The sequence below is a fragment of the Roseiterribacter gracilis genome, from assembly GCA_018332375.1.
In the GTDB taxonomy this organism is placed as follows: domain Bacteria; phylum Pseudomonadota; class Alphaproteobacteria; order BOG-932; family Roseiterribacteraceae; genus Roseiterribacter; species Roseiterribacter gracilis.
Map to the genome: position 1 here is coordinate 4,050,190 of BOPV01000001.1, position 19,785 is coordinate 4,069,974.

A 19,785-nucleotide genomic window follows, 5' to 3' on the forward strand; every position below is an offset into this window, starting at 1 on the left:
AACTGCAATGAAGTATTTGTCTTTGGTCGCCGCCGCGGCCTTACTGTTTGGCGCTGCAACGACTGCGCATGCCGACGAAGGCATGTTCACCTTCAACAATCCGCCAGTGAAGCAGCTGAGCGAGAAATACGGTTTCTCGCCCGACAAAGCCTGGCTTGACCGCGTCCAGCTTGCCTCGGTGCGTCTCGCACGCGGCTGCTCGGGCTCGTTCGTGTCGAAGGACGGTCTGGTTCTGACCAACCAGCATTGCGTGCGTGGCTGCGTCGAGCAGCTGTCGAGCGCCAAGGAAGATCTGTCGTCGAAAGGCTTCACCGCCAAGGATCAGGCGTCCGAGCGCAAATGCCCCGACGTTGAAATCAACCAGCTGGTCGAAATCACCGAAGTGACCGATCGCATCACCAAGGCGACCGAGGGCAAGACTGGCAAAGAGTTCGCCGATGCGCTGAAGTCGACGCAAGCGACGATCCAGAAAGAATGCGCGACCGGCGCCGACATTCGCTGCGACGTGGTCAGCCTCTATCAGGGCGGTCGCTACGATCTCTACAAATACCGCCGCTACCAGGATGCACGCCTGGTCTTCACGCCCGAAGTCGATATCGGCATGTTCGGCGGCGACCCCGACAATTTCAATTTCCCGCGCTACGACCTCGATATGTCGCTGCTGCGCGTCTATGGCGCTGACGGCAAGCCGCTCAAGGTCGACAACTACCTGCCGTGGGCGAAAGCCAGTGCGGCGGAAAACGATCTCGTCTTCACCTCGGGCAATCCCGGCGGCACCGATCGTCAATTGACGATGGCGCAGCTCTACATCCAGCGCGACTACGTGCTGCCGCGCGTCATCGCACGCTATTCGGAACGGCGTGGCATTCTGGTCGAGTTCGGCCGCCGCGGCGCCGAGCAGAAGCGCGTTGCCGAAGAAAAGCTGCTGGGCATCGAGAACTCGCTCAAAGTCTATAAGGGCCGCTACGACGCGCTTGCGGGTTCGCTTGGTGTCTTGAAAGCGAAAGCTGAAGCGGATTTCCGCGCCAAGGTCGATGCCGATCCGAATCTGAAACAGATGGCGGGCGACGCCTGGGACGGGATCGCGAAAGCGGTGCAGATCGATCGCGCCTTGTTCGATCGTCGCTACATGCTGGAGACGGCGGCCGCGTTCGACTCGCAACTCTTCACCTTGGCGCGCCAGCTGGTGCGTGCGGCGGATGAGCGGGCCAAGCCGAACGAGCAGCGTCTGCGCGAATATACCGACGCGGCTTTCCCGGCGATCCAGCAGCGTTTGGTAAGTGCGTTCCCGATTTCGAACGAACTTGAAATCGAAATGCTGGGCTGGTCGCTGGCCAGCATGCGCGCATGGCTGTCGCCCGACGACGCGACGGTCAAAGCGGTGCTGGGCAAGGACGACACGTTCGACCTCGCCAAGAAACTGGTCACCGGCACCAAGCTCGGCGACGCGAAAGTGCGCAAAGCCCTGCTCGATGGTGGCAAGGCTGCGATCGACGCAAGCAAGGATCCCATGATCCTGCTCGCCAAGCAGGTCGATGCCGATGCGCGCGCTGTGCGTGCCAAGGTCGAAGAAGAAGTCGATGCGCCGGAGAAGAAGTTCGGCGGCGCCATCGCCAAGGCGCGCTTTGCGTTGGAAGGCACTTCGACGCCGCCCGACGCGACGTTCAGCCCGCGCCTCAGCTACGGCAAAGTGACGGGCTGGACCGAGCCGACCGGCAAGCAGGTTCCGTACTTCACCGTGACCAGCGGCCTGTACGAACGCGCCACCGGCAACGATCCGTTCCGCCTGCCGAAATCATGGCTCGATGCGAAGGCGTCGTTGGACGGCAACGTCCACATGAACTTCGTCACGACGAACGACATTGTGGGTGGCAATTCGGGTTCGCCGATGATCAACCAGAAGGGCGAAGTCGTCGGTCTTGCCTTCGACGGCAACATTCACTCGATCGGTGGCGACTATGGCTATGACGCAGCGCTCAACCGTTGCGTCGGCGTCGACGTGATGGCGATGAAGCAGGCGCTGGCCAAGGTCTACAAGGCCGAGTGGCTGGTGCGCGAGCTGACTGGCGCGGAGACGCGCGCGGAAGCACGCTGACCTTCGCAAGCGCAACAAAAGAAGGGCGGGTGGCAACACCCGCCCTTTTTTATTCCCTGCGGATGCAGGCAAGTGATCAAAGTTGCGGCAGTCTCATTGATCATAGCGGTCACCGGAATGGATCCCTGCTTTCGCAGGGAATGAATCCGGCTATCTTCCATGGCACACCCGCGCGTCACGATGCGGGGCCAGGGGAGGAACCAGACCATGACACAAACAACTCGACGGACCGTGCTGGGTGGGCTGGCTGCAGCCGGCGCCGTAATCAGCGCGCCGCGCCTCGCATTCGGCGCCGCGCCGCGCACGTTGAAAATTTCGCACCAATTTCCCGGCGGCTCGATCGACCAGGGTGATTTCCGCGACCGGCTGTGCCGCAAATTCGCGGCCGAGGTCGAGAAGCGCACCAACGGCGAGCTGAAATTCGACATCTATCCCAACTCGTCGCTGATGAAGACGAACGCGCAATTCAGCGCGCTGCGTAAAGGCGCGTTGGATCTGAGCCTGGTGCCGATTTCCTATTCGGGCGGCGAAGTGCCGGCGCTCAATCTCGGCCTGATGCCGTGTCTGGTGACGAGCTACGACCAGGGCGCTGCGTGGAAGAAGGCGCCGATCGGTACCGAGTTCACCAAGATCCTCGACGACAAGGGCGTCAAAATCCTGACCTGGATTTGGCAGGCCGGCGGACTCGCGTCGCGCACCTCACCGGTGGTCGCGCCGGAAGATGCGAAGGGTCTCAAGATCCGCGGCGGCTCGCGCGAGATGGACATGGTTCTGAAAGCGGCCGGCTCTGCAGTGCTGACCATGCCGTCGAACGAAATCTATGTCGGCATGCAGACCGGTGCAGTCGATGCGGCGCTGACCTCGTCGACCAGCCTGATCTCGTTCAAACTCGAAGAACTTGCCAAGCACCTCACGACGGGACGCGGCAAAAGCTATTGGTACATGTTGGAGCCGCTGGTGATCTCGAAAGAGATCTGGAGCAGCCTGACGCCGGCGCAGCAAAAGATCGTCGACGAGATCGGTGCCGATCTCGAGAAGTTCGGCATCGAAGGCGCCAAGGCCGACGACCAGGAAGTGGCGCGCGTCTACGAAAAAGTCGGCGCGAAAGTCCACGACATGGATGCGTCGGTGGTCGAGAAATGGACCAAGATCGCGCGCGAGACTGCGTGGAAGGACTTCGCCGACAAGGGCGAGGAATACGCCAAGTTGCTCAAGCTTGCTGAATCGGTTCCTGCTTGAAAACAGAGATCTTTGACCCGGCGGTACAACCGAACGCGTTTGTACCGCCGAACGCCAGCCCGCTCGATTTCGCACTCGGCCTCGTCAATCGCATCCTGACGATCTTGTCGGCGATCGCTTTGGTGATCGCGGGTGCGGTGCTGACCTACGGCATGTTCGTGCGCTACTGGCTGCGCATTCCGACCGACTGGCAGGACGAGCTGACCGTGTTCCTGCTGGTCGGCGCGACGTTCCTGTCGGCGGGCTACATCCAGTTCAAGCGCGGTCATGTCGGCATCGATGCGCTGGCGGAAATTCTGCCGCCCAAAGCCGATCGCGTGCGCCGCTGGCTGGCCGATCTTCTGTCGTTCCTGTTCTGCCTGTTCTTTAGCTGGAAGAGCTGGACCCTCGTCGCAGAAGCGATCCACGAAGGTCAGGTCACGCAGACGACCTGGGCACCGCCTTTGTGGATTCCCTACGGCATGATGGCGGTCGGCATGACCGTGCTGACGCTGCAGCTTTTCCTGCAATTGATCATGAAGCGCCAACCGAAATGAGCGTCACCGAAATCGGCCTCCTCTATGGCGGCGCAACCTTGCTGTTGTTGTTCTCGGGCATGCCGATCGCGTTTGCGCTCGGTGCCGTGGCGACCGTCTTCATGGCGATCTTCATGCCGCGCGCGTCGCTCGATACGGTGACGCAGAATGTCTACGAAGAAATGGCGAGCATCACCTTGCTCACCATTCCGCTGTTCATTCTGAAAGGCGCTGCGATCGGCAAAAGCCGCGCCGGTGCCGATCTCTATTCGGCGCTGCATGTCTGGCTGCATCGCGTGCCGGGCGGGCTCGGCGTCGCCAACGTGTTTGCCTGCGGCCTGTTCGCTGCGATGGCCGGCTCGTCGCCCGCGACGTGCTCAGCGATCGGCAGCGCCGGCATTCCGGAAATGCGCCGCCGTGGATATTCGGGTGGGTTCGCCGCCGGCATCATCGCCGCGGGCGGCACACTTGGCATTCTGTTGCCGCCGTCGATCACGCTGATCCTGTTTGCGGTTGCGGCCGAGCAATCGCTGGGCCGTCTGTTTCTTGCCGGCATCGGTCCCGGCATGCTGCTGGTCGGCATGTTCGCGGCCTATGCGGTGTGGCGGTACCGGCGCGAGCAAAGCGCAGCGCGCGTCATTCACGAAGCGGGCGGTGCGCATTCTGCGCTGCTGCAGGAAGATCGCTTCACGCTGAAAGAACGTGTGCAGGCGATTCCGCGCGTCGCACCCTTCGTGCTGCTGCTGACCGGCGTCATGGTCGCGCTCTATGGCGGCTACGCCACGCCGAGCGAAACAGCCGGGCTTGGTGCGGTGCTGGCCTTGGCGCTGATCGCCGCGATCTACGGTGCGTACAAGATCAGCGATCTCGGACCGATCCTGTTCTCGACGCTGCGCGAGTCCGGGATGCTGATGATGATCATCGGCATGTCGCTGCTCTATTCCTACGTGATGTCGTACCTGCACATCTCGCAGAGCGCGGCTGCGTGGATCGTGGGCTTGGGCCTGTCGAAATGGGCGTTGCTGGCGGCGCTGTTGGTGCTGGTCGTGGTGCTGGGATTCTTCCTGCCGCCGGTCTCGATCATTCTGATGACCGCACCGATCATTCTGCCGCCGCTGCGCGCGGCGAATTTCGACCTGATCTGGTTCGGCATCGTGATGACGATCGTGATGGAGATGGGGCTGATCCATCCGCCGGTGGGACTCAATCTCTTCGTCATCAAGAACATCGCGCCCGACATTCCGTTGGGCGAAGTGATCTGGGGTGTGCTGCCGTTCGTCGGGTTGATGATGGTCGCGGTGCTGCTGCTCTGCTTCGCACCCGGGATCGCGACCTGGTTTCCGACTGAGATTTACGGCCGCTAAGTCCGGCGCGGAAACAGCACGATCCGGTGCAACCAAGCCAGCAACGGCTGGTCGACAAACCGGGTGAAGATCGTCGCGCAGGCGAACAAGGTCGCAAGAAAGACGCTTGCGATCGACCAGCCGACGATCTTCCCCGACGTCGCCTCGACCACCCACCAGGCCGCGAACGGACCGGCCAGCAGCGGGAAATGCAGCAGATAGATCGCGAAAGAATTGTGGCCGAGAAACTGTCCCGGCCGTGACGTCAACAGACGCTGCAGGCGCGCGCTCAACAACACCGCCAGAAACAGGCCGATCGCGCTGATCGTGGCGATCAGATTGGCCACGGTCAGTTCGCCGTAGCGTTCGCGCAGCGACGTCTGCGGGCCAAGCAACCAGTCGCCGCCAAACGCGACGCCGACCGCAAGCGGCAGCAACCAGATCCAGCGCATGTGGCGCAACTGGCCCGCACGCCAGGCGCGCTCGAACAGAAAGCCGAGCGGGAAGGCGGCATAAAACACGCTTTGCCCGGCGACATAGAGACAGCAGGGGATCGACAGGACCGCGACGGCGATGCGCGCCCGCGCGGGGATCAAACGCACGAGAAGATAGATGCCGAGCGAGCCGAAGAATTCGATCTGCATCGTCCACAGCGGCGGATCGAATTTCACCATGCGGCCGCGATAGAGATCGAGCAGCGTCGTGCGCAGAAAATGCAGAAGGTTGGTATCCAGCGCACCGTCGGTGACGGCAAGAAACGTGTGGCCGGTCGCAACGCGCATGTCGTTTCCAGCCGTCGGGAACAGTGCCAGGCAGGCGAGCCCGAACAGGCAGGCGACGAAGGACGGCACGGTCAGCCGCAAATAGCGGCGCAGCCCCAGCGTCGGCAAATTGGCGCGGCTGCGTTCCGCAGCGCGCGTCAGCACGAATCCCGACAAAAGAAAGAACACGCAGACCCACGGGCCGCCATTGCAGAAAATCTGCAGCGGCGAATTCCAGACGGCGGTCTGCGCCGCCGCCAAGGATCCAACCGGGATCGGTCCCCATCCGATGACCGGAAACGCGACCGCAATCGTGTGGCCCAGCACGACGCACAGCGCGGCCACGCCGCGCAAACCATCCAGCGCGTCAATCCGCGACGACGAATCCATCGATTGCATGAAGGGGAAGAAGCGCGCTCAACGTTGCAAATGCGCTAATGGCAACGCGGTCGAGTCTTTATAAGTTTCGAGCACGAAGCTCGATCGCACGTCTTTGACGCCCGGCATCTTCAACAGCTTCTTGCGCGCGAAGTTGGCGTAGTCGTCCAAGGTCGGCACGACGACTTTGAGCAGATAGTCGAACGCGCCGGTCATCATATGCACGGCGACGACTTCGGGTTCGGCGGCAGCCGCGTCACGGAATGCATCTGCCAACTGATCGTTGTGCCGTTCGACCTGCACTTCGACGAACGCGACGACGTCGAGGCCCAGCTTCTTGCGATCGAGCAGCGCGACATAGCCGCCGATCATTCCCTGTTCTTCCAATTGCCGGACCCGGCGCAGGCAGGGCGAGGGCGACAGGCCGATCCGGTCGGCAAGCTCGACATTGGCGATCCGCCCGTCCTGCTGCAGCGTCTCGAGAATCTTCCGGTCTGCCGGGCTGAGGGCGGTTTCGGGCACGATATGCTCCAGATTCGGTTCTTGTTGGCAGAAGCTGCCCCGATCTGACCGGTCCGAGACCGAGAAGGCAAGGACTTGCCTGGCCGGGGCGGCGTAGTCTCAAGCCCATCATTTTGGGAGGCGTCTGATGGCCGAGATCACCGAGCAGAATCCGATGGGCACCGACGGGTTCGAATTCGTCGAATTCACCGCCCCCGATCCCGCGGTGCTGGAAGGCGTGCTGACGCGTCTCGGTTTTTCCCCCGTCGCCAAACATCGCTCGAAGAAAGTCACCTTGTGGAAGCAGGGCGACATCAACTTCATCGTCAATGCCGAGCCCGGCAGCCCGGCCGCGACCTTCGCCGCTGCGCACGGCCCCAGCGCCAATGCGATGGCGTTCCGCGTCAAAGACGCGGCCTTCGCCTATCAACGCGCGCTGTCGCTGGGTGCAAAGCCCTTCACCGGCAAAGTCGGTGCGATGGAGCTGAACATTCCCGCCATCGAAGGGATCGGCGGGTCGGCGCTTTATTTCGTCGATCGCTACGGCAAGAACACGATCTACGACGTCGACTTTGAATTCTTCGCCGACCCCAACGTGCCCGGCGTCGGCCTGCAGATCATCGATCACCTGACGCACAATCTGCGGCAGGGCGAGATGGACACTTGGTACGGCTTCTACAACAAGCTCTTCAATTTCCGCGAGATCCGCTACTTCAACATCGAAGGCAAAGTGACCGGCTTGCGTTCGCGCGCGCTGACGTCGCCCTGCGGCAAGATCAAGATCCCGCTCAACGAAAGCGCCGGCGGCGAGCAGAAGGATCAGATCCAGGAATTCATTGAGCAGTATAAAGGCGAAGGCATCCAGCACATCGCGATGTCGACCGGCGACATTTTTGCGACCGTGAAAGGGTTGCGTACCAAGGGGCTCGGCTTCATGGATGCGCCGCCGGACACCTATTACGAAATGCTCGAAGAACGTCTGCCGGGCCATGGCGAAGACGTCGCCGCGCTGAAAGACAATTGTCTGCTGCTCGACGGTACGACTGCGTCGCAGAACGGTGCCAACAACCGCCTGTTGCTGCAGATCTTCAGCGAGACCGTGGTCGGCCCGATCTTCTTCGAAATCATTCAGCGCAAAGGCGATGACGGTTTCGGCGAAGGCAACTTCAAAGCCTTGTTCGAGTCGATCGAACGCGACCAGATCAAGCGCGGCGTGATCAAGGAAGTCGCGTAACGCGCAGGCTCAAGCGCGCTTGCGCGCCGCTGGCTTTTTCTCTGGTGCCGGGTAGAGGCGGAGCAACAGCTCGGCGGCGTTTCTTGCGCGTGTTTTGATGTCTGCTGCGCTCGGCGGTTCGGCCAGGCGCAGCAGAAGATCGACCAGCGTACCTTCCCAAAGCAGGGCCAGATACCGCCGGCTGATTTGTGCCGGATCGCCGGCGGCGATCAGATCTTGTTGCTGCGCCGCTTCGATCAAGTTGCGCAGCTTGGCGACCGCGGCTTTGCGGCCGACCTCGTCGAGTGCCTGCGCCACTTCGGGCGAACGTTCGGCCTCGGCAATTGCCAGGCGATGCACCGCCAGCACGTCCACATCGCAAACCTCGGTCATGACGCGCGCGCCGAACGCCGCCAGAATCGCGATCAACGAGTCGTGATCGTGCGGCGCCGGCATGTCGGCCGGCGCCTCCATGCGTTGTGCGCGCGTGGCGATACAGGCGATCAGCATCTGCTGTTTGTTGCCGACCACCGCATAGAGCTCGCGCTTGGAGACACGCGCGCGCGTTGCGATTTCCAGCGTGCTCGTCTCGCCATAGCCGCGCTCGGTGAAGGCGGTGAAGGCGGCATGCAGGATGCGGTCGCGGATCGGCGTGTCTGAATCGATCGTGTCGCGTGTCTTCGAATTGGATTTCGCGCGCGGCAAACCATCCCCCTTGACCTGGTACCGAGCGGTACCGTACGGTCGATCACATTGGTACCGACTGGTACCAACCACTATCATCAGGTTCCCATGACTGTCCAGCTTACCGCCGGCGCAGAACGGCCGGTCGTGCGCCTGCGCGCCGTCGCCAAGAATTACGACGCCGGTGCCGTGCAAGTGGCGGCGCTGCGCGGCGTCAGTCTCGAAATTCCGCAGAATTGTTTCTCGATGCTGGTCGGCCCGTCCGGCAGCGGAAAGACGACGCTGCTCAATCTGATCGGCTGCATCGATGCGCCGACGGAAGGGACGGTCGAGGTCTGCGGCGAAGCGATCGCAGCGTTCGGCGACAATGCGCTGTCCGATTTCCGGGCCCGCAACATCGGCTTCATCTTCCAGAATTTCAGTCTCGTTCCGGTTTTGTCGGCGTACGAGAACGTCGAATATCCGCTGCTGCTGGTCGGCATGGCACCCGCCGAGCGGCGTCGGCGCACCCTGGCGATGCTGGACGCGGTCGGCCTTGCCGCGCAGGCGCGCCAGCGTCCGAACGAATTGTCGGGCGGGCAGAAGCAACGCGTCGCCATCGCACGCGCGCTGGTCAAGCAGCCGCAGCTGGTCCTGGCAGACGAGCCGACGGCCAATCTCGATACCGCAACCGGCGCGTCGATCATCGAGTTGATGCGCCGCATTCAGGTCGAGCTGCGTACCAGCTTCGTCTTCTCCACCCATGACCCGCACTTGATGTCGCATGCGGACGAGACCTTCACGATCCGCGACGGCGCGCTGGTCCAACCGGGATTGCACTGATGATGCGTCTGCTTCAGATCGCCTTTCGCAATATTCTGCGCAACCGGCGCCGCTCGTTGATGACGGGTTCGGCGGTTGCGGCGGGTGCCGCTGCGATGCTGCTGTTCGGTGGCTTCGCTGCGTATATTTTCGCCGGGCTTGAGACCAACAACGTGCAGCGGGTTGGTCACCTGACGATCTTTCGCTCCGGCTATTTCCTGTTCGGGTCGGGAAATCCTGCGGCCTATGGAATCGATCGCTACCAATCGGTGATCGATCTGGTGCGCAAGGATCCGGTGTTGCAGCCGATGATCCGCGTGGTCACGCCGACGCAGACATTGCTTGGCATCGCCGGAAATTTCTCGGGCGAAGCCGATGCATCCAAGACGTTTATGGGCGTCGGATTGATCCCGTCCGACCGCGAGCGGATGCGCCAGTGGGATGAGTTCGGCGTCAGCGCACGCTATGTCGGCGATGCGCGCTTGTCCGACCAGGATCCAGAGCGCGGCTTGCTCGGTGTCGGCATCGCGCGAATTCTTGGACTCTGCGCACCGCTGTCGCTACCGAATTGCGCCGGCGCGCCACGCGCGGCCGAAGTGAAAAAGCCCGTGTCGGTACGGCAGGACATTGCCGATCTGGCTGCGCGGTCGATCGAGCGTGGCGGCGACAAGCAGGCCATGCCGCAAATCAACCTGCTCGCTGCGACGGCGGGCGGCGCGCCGAACGTCGTCGTTCTTTCGGTTCGCGGTGCCGAGTCGCAGGCTGCGAAAGAGCTGGACGACAATTACGTCGCGATGCATCTCGCGCTTGCGCAGCAGCTCGTCTACGGCCGCGGCGAGCACAAGGCGACCGGCATCGTGCTGCAGCTTCATCGCAGCGAAGACATGCCGGCTGCGCGCGCGCGGCTGACCACCGTCCTGCAGCAAAACAACCTGCCGCTCGAAGTGCGCGACTTCGCCGAGCAAGTGCCGTTCTATACGCAGGTCGTCGCGCTGTTCAGCTCGATCTTCTTCTTCATCGCGCTGGTGATGGGGGTGATCGTTCTGTTCGCAGTGGTCAACACCATGACGATGAACGTGATGGAACGGACCAACGAAATCGGCACGATCCGCGCGATGGGCGTGCGCCGCGCCAGCATCCGCTGGCAATTCATTGCCGAAGGCGCGCTGATCGGCGCAGTCGGTGCGAGCATTGGTGCAGTATTGGCGATCGCGATTGCGTTGCTGATCAATCGCGCCGGCCTGACTTGGATGCCGCCCGGCAGCGCCGCTCCGTCGCCGCTGCGTCTCGAAGTTCTCAGTCATCCACGCCTGATCCTGAGCACGTGGCTGGTTCTGGCCGTGATGGCGACGATCGCTGCGTTGCTTCCCGCCGGTCGTGCGGCGCGCCTCTCTGTCGTCGATGCGCTGCGTCATGTTTGAGGGTCCGATGCGTCTGCTCGTTCTGTTGCTTCTTCTGGTCGCCGGTTCGGCGTCGGCGCAGACGGCGCAGGAAATCGTCGCCAAGGCCGACCGGATCCGCAATCCCGGCCAGGCATTTCGTTCGACCGTCACCTTGACTGAGTACGTCAATGGCGGTGAGCGCGATCGCACGATGCTCGCGGTCTTCTCCAAAGAAGATCCGGTGACGCATCAGTTCCGCAACCTGGTGCAGTATGTCGAGCCGCCGCGCGATACCGGAAAACGCGTACTGCTCGACGGGCGCTCGCTGTGGTTCTACGACCCGGCCTCGAAAGCCAGCGTGCGCATTTCGGCGCAGCAGCGTCTGGTCGGGCAGGCGTCGATCGGCGACATCCTGACCGTCAATCTCGCCGCCGATTACACCGCGTCCGTGTTGGGGAGCGAGACGATCGACGACGCGGCGCGCCAGAAGCGCACGTGCTGGCACTTGGATCTGAAAGCCGCGTCGGACCAGTCGACCTACAATCGCGTGGAATACTGGGTCGATCAGGCGAACTTCCAGCCGGTCAAGCTGCGCGTCTATTCCGACAGCGGACGCGTGCTCAAAGTTCTGTACTACCGCGACTTTGCCGAGCGGCTTGGCGCGCTGCGTCCGGCCGAAGCGGTGATCATCGATGCGGTCGATACCAATCTGGTCACGACGGCGCGGCAATCCGGCGATCAATTCCAGGACGTGCCCGATGCCTGGTTCCAGCGCGATTACCTGCCGCGGCTGCAGTTGAAATGAAACTGCGTCCGCTGCTGCTGTTGTGCTGGTTCCTCACCGGAACGGCGGCAGCACAGTCAAATGATCTCGATCGCATCCCCACGCAGGCGTCCGCGCAGGCTCCTTCATCTGCGTCGTCGGACAGCGGGCGCATCTATCTCGAAAACGTCCTCACCGCCATGTCGAAGCGCAGCGGGCTCGTTGTGCCGCTGCCGTCTTCGTCCAGCACGCCCGACTGGCAAGAGCGCCTGTTCCTCGACATACGGAAGGAATGGTCGCTGGGTGACGGTCTGCGCGCCGCCTATAGCGGCAGGCTTAATCTGCGGGCCGAGAACGACCTGCCGTTTCCGCGCCACCTGAATCTGATTCACGATCTGCGCGAGGCCTATCTCGGTTGGGAGCCGGTCGAACGCGTGTATCTCGATGTCGGCCGCATCAATCTGAAGAACGGCGTTGCGCTCGGATTCAATCCGACCGACTTCTTCAAAACGCGTGCGGTGGTCGAGCCGCTGTCTGCCGATCCGTCGGTGCAGCGCGAGGATCGGCTCGGGACGTTGATGGCGCGTCTGCAATATGTCGGGAACGGCGTGACTCTTCTGGCCGCGTTCGCGCCTGCGATCGAGTCCGTCAGCCCGATCTATGGCAATCGCAACCTGCCAAGCTTCGATCCGATGTTCGATCGCACCAACGCGCATATGCGAACGCTGTTGAAAGCGAGCGCCGATCTGGGCGAGGGGGTGACGCCCGAACTGCTCGTCTATCGTGAAGGAAGCCGCACGATGTTCGGCGCGAACGTCACGCGCGATCTCGGCCGTGACGTGGTGGCCTATGCCGAATGGGCGGGCGGGCGGCGGGCAAATCTGATCGAACAGGCGCTGCAGTTCGGCACACGTACCGGCACGCTGCCCGCATCTGTCGCGCGGAGTTTCGCGACCGATCCGCGCCGCCATTTTCAAAGCGATCTGGCAATCGGCGCGTCTTACACGACCGAGAGCAAGATCACCTTCAATCTCGAATATCACTACGCGCAGGGCGCGTTCGGGGCGGGTGACTGGGATCGCTGGTTCGGCAATCGAACCGTTTCATCGGGGACGCTTTGGTTCTTGCGCAGCTATGCGGCGGATCAGCAGGCGCCAGCCAATCGGCATGCGCTGTTCCTGCGGGCCGACTGGGTCGATGCGTTGGTGCGCAATCTCGACGTGACGGGATTCATCCGCACCGACCTGCCGGACCGGTCCAGCCTGCTGCAATTCACCGCCGACTATCATCTGTCGGATCGATGGACGGTCGGCGGATTGGTCAGCGCGAATCTCGGCAGTGCGCGCACCGAGTTCGGCAGTTTGCAGCAGGCCGGTACCGTTCTGTTCAAAGTTGCGCGCTACTTCTAGCGCGCCACCACATCAGCGGGCGCCCAGCGCGTGGGCGAGGTCGACCAGCTCGTTCTGGTTTATGTCCGACACCAACGTCATTTGCATGCCGTCGGCGCGCCAATGAACCAGGCTCAACCCGTTGCGCACCGAGGTTGATAGTTTCGTTGTGCCCGGCGTTGCCGCAGCGGCGAACAGATTGATCGTGTGGAGCCGGCGCTTATAGACGATCGCGGCGGCGGGTTTGCCGTCGAGCACGTCCAACCGTCCGCCGATCAACTGATAACCGTCGACTTCGACCACCGGCGGCGAGAAGGAGAGTTTGTCGGCGAACCACGGCTTCACCGTGTGCCGGTCGGAACTCGCCACGTCGATCAGGTGATTGGCCTGCAACGAACGCGAATGCGCAGCGACCAGCTGATCGTCGCTGCTCATATGCGGCAGCGCCACCCACATGCCGACATAGGCGGCCAACAACCAGCTCGCCGCCAAGGCGGCGAATTTCGAAGCGCGCGGCACCCAGCGCGGCGTCGTCGACGTCACCAAGGTCGGCGTCGCCAGCGCGGTTGCGCGCATGCGCGCCGCCATGCCGGCGGGCAGTTCATATTGCGTCAACGAGGTGCGCAGCGTGCTCGACAGAACGCGCATCTGTTCGTCGGCGGCGCGGCAGGTGGGGCAGGTTTCGAGATGGTCGTGCAGCTTCACCGCGCGTGCAGGATCAAGTTCACGATCGACCGCAGCCGAAATCTGGATCAGGGCATCTTCGCAACGCATCACGCACGCTCCGTTTTCGTAGCCGCCTGCCACGCGACGAGCAGTCGGCCGCGGGCACGCGCGAGGCGCGACATCACCGTGCCGACCGGAACGTCGAGGACGGTTGCGATATCGCGATAGGACAGTTCTTCGACTTCACGCAGCACAATTACTTCCCGAAAAAGCGGCGGTAATTCTTCGACCAGCCGGTTGAGCAGCGTCCGGTCGGACGCTGCGAGCAAAGACGTCTCAGGCGTTCCTTCGACACAGCCGAGATCGGTGTCGTCGAGCGGCACCTCGGCGCGTACGCCACGCTTGGCAAGCGTGTCGTAGGCAGCGTTGCGGACGATGGCGAGGAACCAGGACCGGTTGGTGTCACCGGTCCAGCCGTCGATATATTTGAGAGCGCGGATACAGGCGTCCTGCACCACGTCTTCGGCCTCGGACGGGTCGCGGACGAGCCACCGCGCCAATGCGTAGCCTCGCTCCAGATGCGGCATCACTGCCGCATCGAACCGCCGGGATCTGTCCAAGTCGCGCAAATCTGACCTCCACCCGCTGGACCGGGGCGATCGCGCCTTTATTCCCGGAATAATTCCAGCCCGGCACCGGTCTTTGAGGCGGACCAACGGTAGCTGGAGTGGAAGTCATGGCGAAGGACGATGAACAAGTAACCCGGCGCGGTGCGCTGGAATGTATGGCCTGGGCGGCCGGTGGCCTGGTTTGGACCGTCAGCGGCGGCATCCCCACCTCGCGCCTGCTGGGGGTCGGCGAGGCCCATGCGGCCACCCCGGGCTTCAGCTTCGTGCAGATGAGCGACACGCATGTCGGCTACAACAAAGAGGCCAATCCCGACGTCACCGCGACGTTGCGCGAGGCCATCGCCAAGGTGAACGGGCTGCAGACCCGGCCGGCTTTTGTGCTGCACACGGGCGACGTCACCCATCTGTCGCAAGCAGGCAGCCACGAAGTTGCGGTCGACGTGCTGAAGACGTTGAAGGTCGACCACATGCACGCAGTGCCGGGCGAACACGATCTCGCCAATGACGGCTATGCGCGCTGGAAGGATTTGTGGGGCCGCCAGACCGGCGAAAAAGGCTGGGTCAGTTTCGATCAGGGCGGCGTGCATTTCGTCGGGCTGAACAATGTCAGCGAACGCAGCGGTAAGCTGGGCGCGCTTGGCACCGAACAGCTGGAATGGCTGGAGAAGGATCTCAGCACGCGCAGCGCCAGCACGCCGATCGTGGTGTTCGCGCACGTGCCGCTGTGGTCGGTCTATCCCGACTGGGGTTGGGCGACGGCCGATTCCGAACGCGCCATGACGGCGTTGAAGAAGTTTGGATCGGTGACCGTTCTCAACGGCCACATTCACCAGACCTTGCAGAAAGTCGAAGGTAAGGTCGCGTTCCACACCGCGTCGTCGACTGCGTTCCCGCAACCGGCGCCGGGCAGCACAGCTGCACCCGGACCGATGACGGTGCCGGCCGACAAATTGAAGTCGGTGTTGGGCGTCACGCAGGTGAATTTCGTGCCCAACAAAGGTCCGCTCGCCATCGTCGATCACAGCTTGGCGACGTGAACGTGAAACGACGTACTCTTTTGCTTGCCGGAGCAGCCCTCGTCGCGGGGGCTGCAACGTCCAAGGCAGCCGATGACACGTCGGGCGACAAGCAGGTCGTCGTGATCGACAACCACGCCTATCTGCCGCCGGATCTCGAAGTCAAAGTCGGCACGGTGGTCCAGTGGGTCAACCAAGACGGCGACGAGCATGACGTGACCGAGAACAAGAAGGCGTTCCGGTCACCCATCCTCGACAAAGGCGAAGAGTGGAAGCGGCTCTTCGATCAGCCCGGAACGGTTGAATATTATTGTTCGCTGCATCCGCACATGATCGGAAAGATCCGCGTAGTTTGAATGTCGCCGCGGACGCGGTAGACAGTGCCATGAAGCTCTACAGCTATTGGCGCTCGTCCGCCGCGTACCGCGTGCGCATCGCGCTCAACATGAAGCGCGTCGTCTATGAACAAGTGCCGATTCACCTGGTGAAGAAGGAACAGTCTTCGCCCGAATATCTGGCGCTGAATCCGTCGGGGCTGGTGCCGGCGTTGGTGACCGACGACGGGCAGGTTCTGACGCAATCGATCGCGATCTGCGAATGGCTGGAAGAAACCGTCTCCGGTCCCAGCATCTTGCCCGAAAAAGAATATGACCGCGTCCGCGCGCGCACGATCGCGCAGATCATCGCGTGCGACATCCACCCGCTCAACAATACGCGGGTGCAAGCATATCTGCGTACCGAGATGAAACAGGACGATGCGCAGGTGCAGGCCTGGATCCATACCTGGATCGCCAGCGGCCTCGCAGCGGCAGAAGCGTTGATTGTCGACGGCAAGCGTTACGCAGTGGGCGATCGCCCCAGTGTCGCAGATATCTGCATCGTGCCGCAGCTATACAACGCGCGGCGATTCGATGTAGATCTGACGCCGTACCCGAAATTGTGCGCAATCGACGCCGAAGCCGCGAAGCTGCAGCCGTTTATCGACGCGCAGCCCGAGCGGCAACCGGACGCGCCACCGACGTAAAGCGGAACCGCGCCGCCGCTATGCGGTTCTCTGCGCAAACGCCAGAGGACCGAACATGCGTATCGCGCAAATTGCACCGTTGATGGAAGCAGTGCCGCCGAAATTCTACGGCGGAACCGAACGCATTGTTTCGTATCTGACCGAAGAATTGGTGGCGCAAGGCCACGAGGTCACGCTGTTCGCGTCGGGCGACAGCATCACCTGTGCAGAATTGATTCCGATGGCGCCGCGCGCGCTGCGGCTCGACAAGGTCATTCGGGATCCGTTGGCGCCGCAGTTGCTGATGCTCGAAAAAGTTGCACAGCAGGCACATCGATTTGATGTGGTTCATTGCCATCTCGATTACCTGCCATTCTCGCTCTATCGGCGGTTGGGCCTGCCCTTCCTTACGACGCTGCATGGGCGTCTCGATCTCGACGAGCTGAAACCTTTGTTCGATGAATTCACCGACGTGCCGGTGGTTTCGATTTCCGATTCCCAGCGCAAGCCGATGCAGCAGGCCGGCTGGATGGCGACGGTGCATCACGGTCTGCCGGCGAATTTGCTGACACCGCCGCGCGCGCCGTCTTGTGACTATCTCGCCTTTCTCGGCCGGATCAGTCCCGAGAAAGGCCCCGATGCTGCCATCCGCATCGCGCGCGAGGCCGGCATGAAATTGAAGATCGCGGCCAAGGTCGATCGCGCCGACCGTGTCTGGTTCGAAGACGTCGTCAAACCGATGCTGGCCGAGCCGCATGTCGAATGGATCGGTGAAATCGGCGAAAGCGAGAAGGCAGCGTTTCTTGGCAACGCCGCCGCTTTGCTGTTCCCGATCTGCTGGCCCGAACCGTTCGGCCTGGTGCAGATCGAGGCAATGGCATGCGGTTGCCCGACCATCGCCTTCAATCGCGGCTCGGTGTCGGAAGTCGTGCGCGACGGCGTATCCGGCTTTGTCGTGGAAGATGAAATCGGTGCGGTGGCTGCACTGGCGAAATTGCCGTCGCTGGACCGTGGCGCAGTGCGCCGCGATTTCGACGCACGCTTCACCGCCGCGCGCATGGCGACCGCCTATCTCGATCTCTACGCCCAGATCGCGGCCGAACACGGCACGCGCGGCCGCACCGCATCCGACGTCGAGTCCGTCACCAGGACCCGCACCGACCGCCCGTTGGCGGTGGTGCGATCTTCCTGAGGCGCGAGCGTTTGGAGGCAAGATGACCCGTACTTCAACGGCAGAGATGCTGCTCGACGAAGCCGAAGTCGGCCCGTTCTACATTCCGGCCAACGCGGCCACGACGAGCTATCGCCCGCGCGTATTGAAGCAGGGCGACACGTTCCTGGTGCTGGATCCGTTCGGCGACGCGCAGGCGACGGGTCCGGCCGCCGAGGGTCTGTTTCATCGCGACACGCGCTACCTGTCGCAATTGACCCTGACCATCGAAGGCCAGCGGCCGCTGCTCTTGTCGTCGAGCGTGACGGCCGAGAACGCGACCATCGCCGTCGACATGACCAATCCCGATCTGACCGACGGTGAACGGATCACCTTGCCGCGCGACACGGTGCATGTGTTGCGCACCAAAGTGCTCGATCACGGCGCGTTGTACGAACGTCTGGCGCTGCGCAATTTTGGCGTCGCGCCGGCGCGCATCCAGATCGAGCTGGGCTACGGCGCCGACTTCGCCGACATTTTCGAAGTGCGCGGCATGGTACGCGCCGCGCGCGGCCTGCAACGGCGGGACGAGCGCGTCGGCAATACGGTCACGCTTGCCTATGAAGGGCTGGATCATGTCCTGCGTTCGACGCGCATTGTCGTCGAACCGTCGCCCGATAGCTGGATGTTGCGGCGTGCGCGCTGGGATTGGACTTTGGCGCCGGGCGAAGCACGCACGATCGACATCGACATCTTGTGCGAGACCGATCGAGCCCGGGTCCGGCGGCGCAACTATGACGACGTGCTGGCCGAGACCAAGCAACGGATTACTGCGCAGGACCGGGCGCATGTGCGGCTGATCAGCAGCAACGAGCTGTTCAACGATTGGGTTGGGCGCAGCCGCGCCGATCTCGACATGCTGATCACCGAGACGAGCCACGGCCGCTATCCGTATGCGGGCATTCCGTGGTTCTCGTGCCCGTTCGGCCGCGACGGCATCATCACTGCGCTGGAAACGCTGTGGCTGGATCCCGATCTCGCCGCGGGCACGTTGCGCTATCTTGCGGCGACGCAGGCGCAGGTGCTGGATCCGGGCAAGGACGCCGAACCCGGAAAGATTCTGCACGAGACGCGCGGCGGCGAGATGTCGGATCTCGGCGAGGTTCCGTTCGGTCGCTATTACGGCAGCGTCGATTCCACACCGCTCTTCATCGTGCTGGCGGGCGCCTACGAGCAACGTACCGGCGATCTGAATCTGATCCGCGAATTGTGGCCCAGCATCGAAGCGGCGCTGGGCTGGATGGACCGGTATGGCGATATCGATGGCGACCAGTTCCTCGAATATGACCGCAAGTCCGTCAACGGGCTGATCAACCAGGGCTGGAAGGATTCCGCAGACTCGATCTTTCACGCCGACGGACGTCTCGCCGACGCACCGATCGCATTGGCCGAGGTGCAGGCCTATGCGTTTGCGGCGTGGCGCGAAGCAGCGCGCCTGGCCAAGCTTCTCGGCGCGCACGAGCAGGCGAGCGTGCTTGCCGCGCGGGCAGAAAATCTGCGTGTCGCGTTCGAGGACAAGTTCTGGGACGAAGAACTTGGTCTCTATGTGCTGGCGCTCGATGGGGAGAAGCGCGCCTGCCGCGTGCGATCGTCGAATGCAGGTCACGCGCTGTTCGGCGGCATCGCCGCATCCGATCGCGCCGACCGTGTCGCGCATGCGCTGCTGGGGCCGGCCTTCTTTTCGCACTGGGGCATCCGCACCATTGCGACCGACGCGTCGCGCTACAATCCGATGAGCTATCACAATGGGTCGATCTGGCCACACGATAACGGGCTGATCGCAATGGGGCTGGCGCGGTACGGCAAAGGCCGCGAACTGACGCGGTTGTTGAGCGGCATGTTCGACAGCGCGATGCAGATGGATCTCAATCGGCTGCCGGAATTGTTCTGCGGCTTCGACCGCCGAACTGGCGCCGGACCGACCGCCTATCCGGTCGCGTGCATCCCGCAGGCCTGGGCCGCCGCATCCGTATTCGCGATTCTCGGCGCGATGCTGGGCGTCGAATTTGATCCAGCCGCGCGGCAGATCCGCTTTACGCGTCCGGCACTGCCGCCGTGGATGGACGAGCTGCGGATTGAAAATCTACGCCTCGGCAATGGCGGTGCGGACATCCTGCTGCGCCGGCACGGCGAATCCGTGTCGCTCACATCGCTTTCGCGCAGCGACGATGTGCAGATCGTGATGACGGCCTGACGCG

19 protein-coding genes are annotated in these 19,785 nt (G+C 62.7%); 14 read left to right on the top strand and 5 right to left on the bottom strand.

The genetic code is table 11. From position 1 onward, the window contains the following. Positions 1 to 7 precede the first annotated feature (7 nt). The 4 genes from TMPK1_RS20055 (at position 8) to TMPK1_RS20070 (ending at position 5,213) form a co-directional block, all read left to right on the top strand. Positions 8 to 2,095, top strand: a complete 2,088-nt coding sequence (locus TMPK1_RS20055) for a S46 family peptidase (RefSeq protein ID WP_420245340.1) — start codon at positions 8 to 10, stop codon at positions 2,093 to 2,095. 207 nt (positions 2,096 to 2,302) lie between these two features. Continuing rightward, a complete protein-coding gene (dctP, locus tag TMPK1_RS20060) occupies positions 2,303 to 3,334 on the top strand; it encodes a TRAP transporter substrate-binding protein DctP (protein ID WP_420245342.1) in 1,032 nt (343 codons plus the stop codon). After that, entirely contained in the window at positions 3,331 to 3,870 is a 540-nt protein-coding gene (locus tag TMPK1_RS20065) for a TRAP transporter small permease (protein ID WP_420245343.1), read from the top strand. The genes dctP and TMPK1_RS20065 overlap by 4 nt, the downstream gene beginning before the upstream one ends. Then, entirely contained in the window at positions 3,867 to 5,213 is a 1,347-nt protein-coding gene (locus tag TMPK1_RS20070; protein ID WP_420245345.1) for a TRAP transporter large permease, read from the top strand. Before TMPK1_RS20065 ends, TMPK1_RS20070 begins: the two co-directional genes overlap by 4 nt. On the opposite strand, the gene TMPK1_RS20075 is transcribed toward TMPK1_RS20070, so the two are convergent. Beyond that, positions 5,210 to 6,352, bottom strand: coding sequence for an acyltransferase family protein (locus TMPK1_RS20075; RefSeq protein ID WP_420245347.1), 1,143 nt, complete (start codon positions 6,350 to 6,352; stop codon positions 5,210 to 5,212). The genes TMPK1_RS20070 and TMPK1_RS20075 overlap by 4 nt on opposite strands. Positions 6,353 to 6,370: 18 nt before the next feature. Continuing rightward, positions 6,371 to 6,853, bottom strand: coding sequence for an Lrp/AsnC family transcriptional regulator (locus TMPK1_RS20080; RefSeq protein ID WP_420245349.1), 483 nt, complete (start codon positions 6,851 to 6,853; stop codon positions 6,371 to 6,373). A 127-nt stretch (positions 6,854 to 6,980) separates the two neighbouring features. Here TMPK1_RS20080 and hppD point away from each other — a divergent pair, with 127 nt between their 5' ends. After that, entirely contained in the window at positions 6,981 to 8,066 is a 1,086-nt protein-coding gene (hppD, locus tag TMPK1_RS20085) for a 4-hydroxyphenylpyruvate dioxygenase (protein WP_420245351.1), read from the top strand. Positions 8,067 to 8,075: 9 nt separating this feature from the next. Here hppD and TMPK1_RS20090 read toward each other — a convergent pair whose 3' ends face one another. Beyond that, positions 8,076 to 8,750 (bottom strand): TetR/AcrR family transcriptional regulator, encoded by a 675-nt coding sequence (locus TMPK1_RS20090; protein ID WP_420245353.1) that lies wholly within the window; start codon positions 8,748 to 8,750, stop codon positions 8,076 to 8,078. An 87-nt stretch (positions 8,751 to 8,837) separates the two neighbouring features. Between TMPK1_RS20090 and TMPK1_RS20095 the strand changes: the two genes are divergently transcribed. The 4 genes from TMPK1_RS20095 to TMPK1_RS20110 are packed head-to-tail and all read left to right on the top strand — an operon-like array spanning position 8,838 to position 13,084. Then, the gene (locus TMPK1_RS20095) at positions 8,838 to 9,551 is read left to right on the top strand and encodes an ABC transporter ATP-binding protein (protein WP_420245355.1); all 714 of its coding nucleotides are present in this window, start codon (positions 8,838 to 8,840) and stop codon (positions 9,549 to 9,551) included. Further along, a complete protein-coding gene (locus tag TMPK1_RS20100; RefSeq protein WP_420245357.1) occupies positions 9,551 to 10,951 on the top strand; it encodes an ABC transporter permease in 1,401 nt (466 codons plus the stop codon). The genes TMPK1_RS20095 and TMPK1_RS20100 overlap by 1 nt, the downstream gene beginning before the upstream one ends. 7 nt (positions 10,952 to 10,958) lie before the next feature. Further along, positions 10,959 to 11,717, top strand: a complete 759-nt coding sequence (locus TMPK1_RS20105) for an outer membrane lipoprotein-sorting protein (RefSeq protein WP_420245358.1) — start codon at positions 10,959 to 10,961, stop codon at positions 11,715 to 11,717. After that, positions 11,714 to 13,084, top strand: coding sequence for a hypothetical protein (locus TMPK1_RS20110; RefSeq protein WP_420245359.1), 1,371 nt, complete (start codon positions 11,714 to 11,716; stop codon positions 13,082 to 13,084). Before TMPK1_RS20105 ends, TMPK1_RS20110 begins: the two co-directional genes overlap by 4 nt. 12 nt (positions 13,085 to 13,096) lie before the next feature. Here TMPK1_RS20110 and TMPK1_RS20115 read toward each other — a convergent pair whose 3' ends face one another. Both TMPK1_RS20115 and TMPK1_RS20120 read right to left on the bottom strand, forming a co-directional pair. After that, the gene (locus TMPK1_RS20115; RefSeq protein ID WP_420245361.1) at positions 13,097 to 13,837 is read right to left on the bottom strand and encodes an anti-sigma factor family protein; all 741 of its coding nucleotides are present in this window, start codon (positions 13,835 to 13,837) and stop codon (positions 13,097 to 13,099) included. After that, on the bottom strand, positions 13,837 to 14,316 hold the full coding sequence (locus tag TMPK1_RS20120) for a sigma-70 family RNA polymerase sigma factor (RefSeq protein ID WP_420245693.1): 480 nt from the start codon (positions 14,314 to 14,316) through the stop codon (positions 13,837 to 13,839). Before TMPK1_RS20120 ends, TMPK1_RS20115 begins: the two co-directional genes overlap by 1 nt. A 149-nt stretch (positions 14,317 to 14,465) precedes the next feature. On the opposite strand from TMPK1_RS20120, the gene TMPK1_RS20125 reads away from it, so the two are divergent. Genes TMPK1_RS20125 through TMPK1_RS20145 form a run of 5 tightly spaced genes read left to right on the top strand, consistent with a single transcriptional unit; the run spans position 14,466 to position 19,781 of the window. Further along, positions 14,466 to 15,395, top strand: a complete 930-nt coding sequence (locus tag TMPK1_RS20125) for a metallophosphoesterase family protein (protein WP_420245363.1) — start codon at positions 14,466 to 14,468, stop codon at positions 15,393 to 15,395. Positions 15,396 to 15,397: 2 nt separating this feature from the next. After that, positions 15,398 to 15,730 carry a cupredoxin domain-containing protein gene (locus tag TMPK1_RS20130; protein WP_420245365.1) on the top strand — a complete coding sequence of 111 codons (333 nt, stop codon included), beginning with the start codon at positions 15,398 to 15,400 and terminating at the stop codon, positions 15,728 to 15,730. Between the two features lie 29 nt (positions 15,731 to 15,759). Further along, complete coding sequence (gene maiA / locus TMPK1_RS20135; protein WP_420245366.1) at positions 15,760 to 16,398, top strand: maleylacetoacetate isomerase; 639 nt, start codon at positions 15,760 to 15,762, stop codon at positions 16,396 to 16,398. 55 nt (positions 16,399 to 16,453) lie between these two features. Next, the gene (locus TMPK1_RS20140) at positions 16,454 to 17,569 is read left to right on the top strand and encodes a glycosyltransferase family 4 protein (protein ID WP_420245368.1); all 1,116 of its coding nucleotides are present in this window, start codon (positions 16,454 to 16,456) and stop codon (positions 17,567 to 17,569) included. A 22-nt stretch (positions 17,570 to 17,591) separates the two neighbouring features. Beyond that, positions 17,592 to 19,781, top strand: a complete 2,190-nt coding sequence (locus tag TMPK1_RS20145) for an amylo-alpha-1,6-glucosidase (protein WP_420245370.1) — start codon at positions 17,592 to 17,594, stop codon at positions 19,779 to 19,781. Positions 19,782 to 19,785 lie beyond the last annotated feature (4 nt).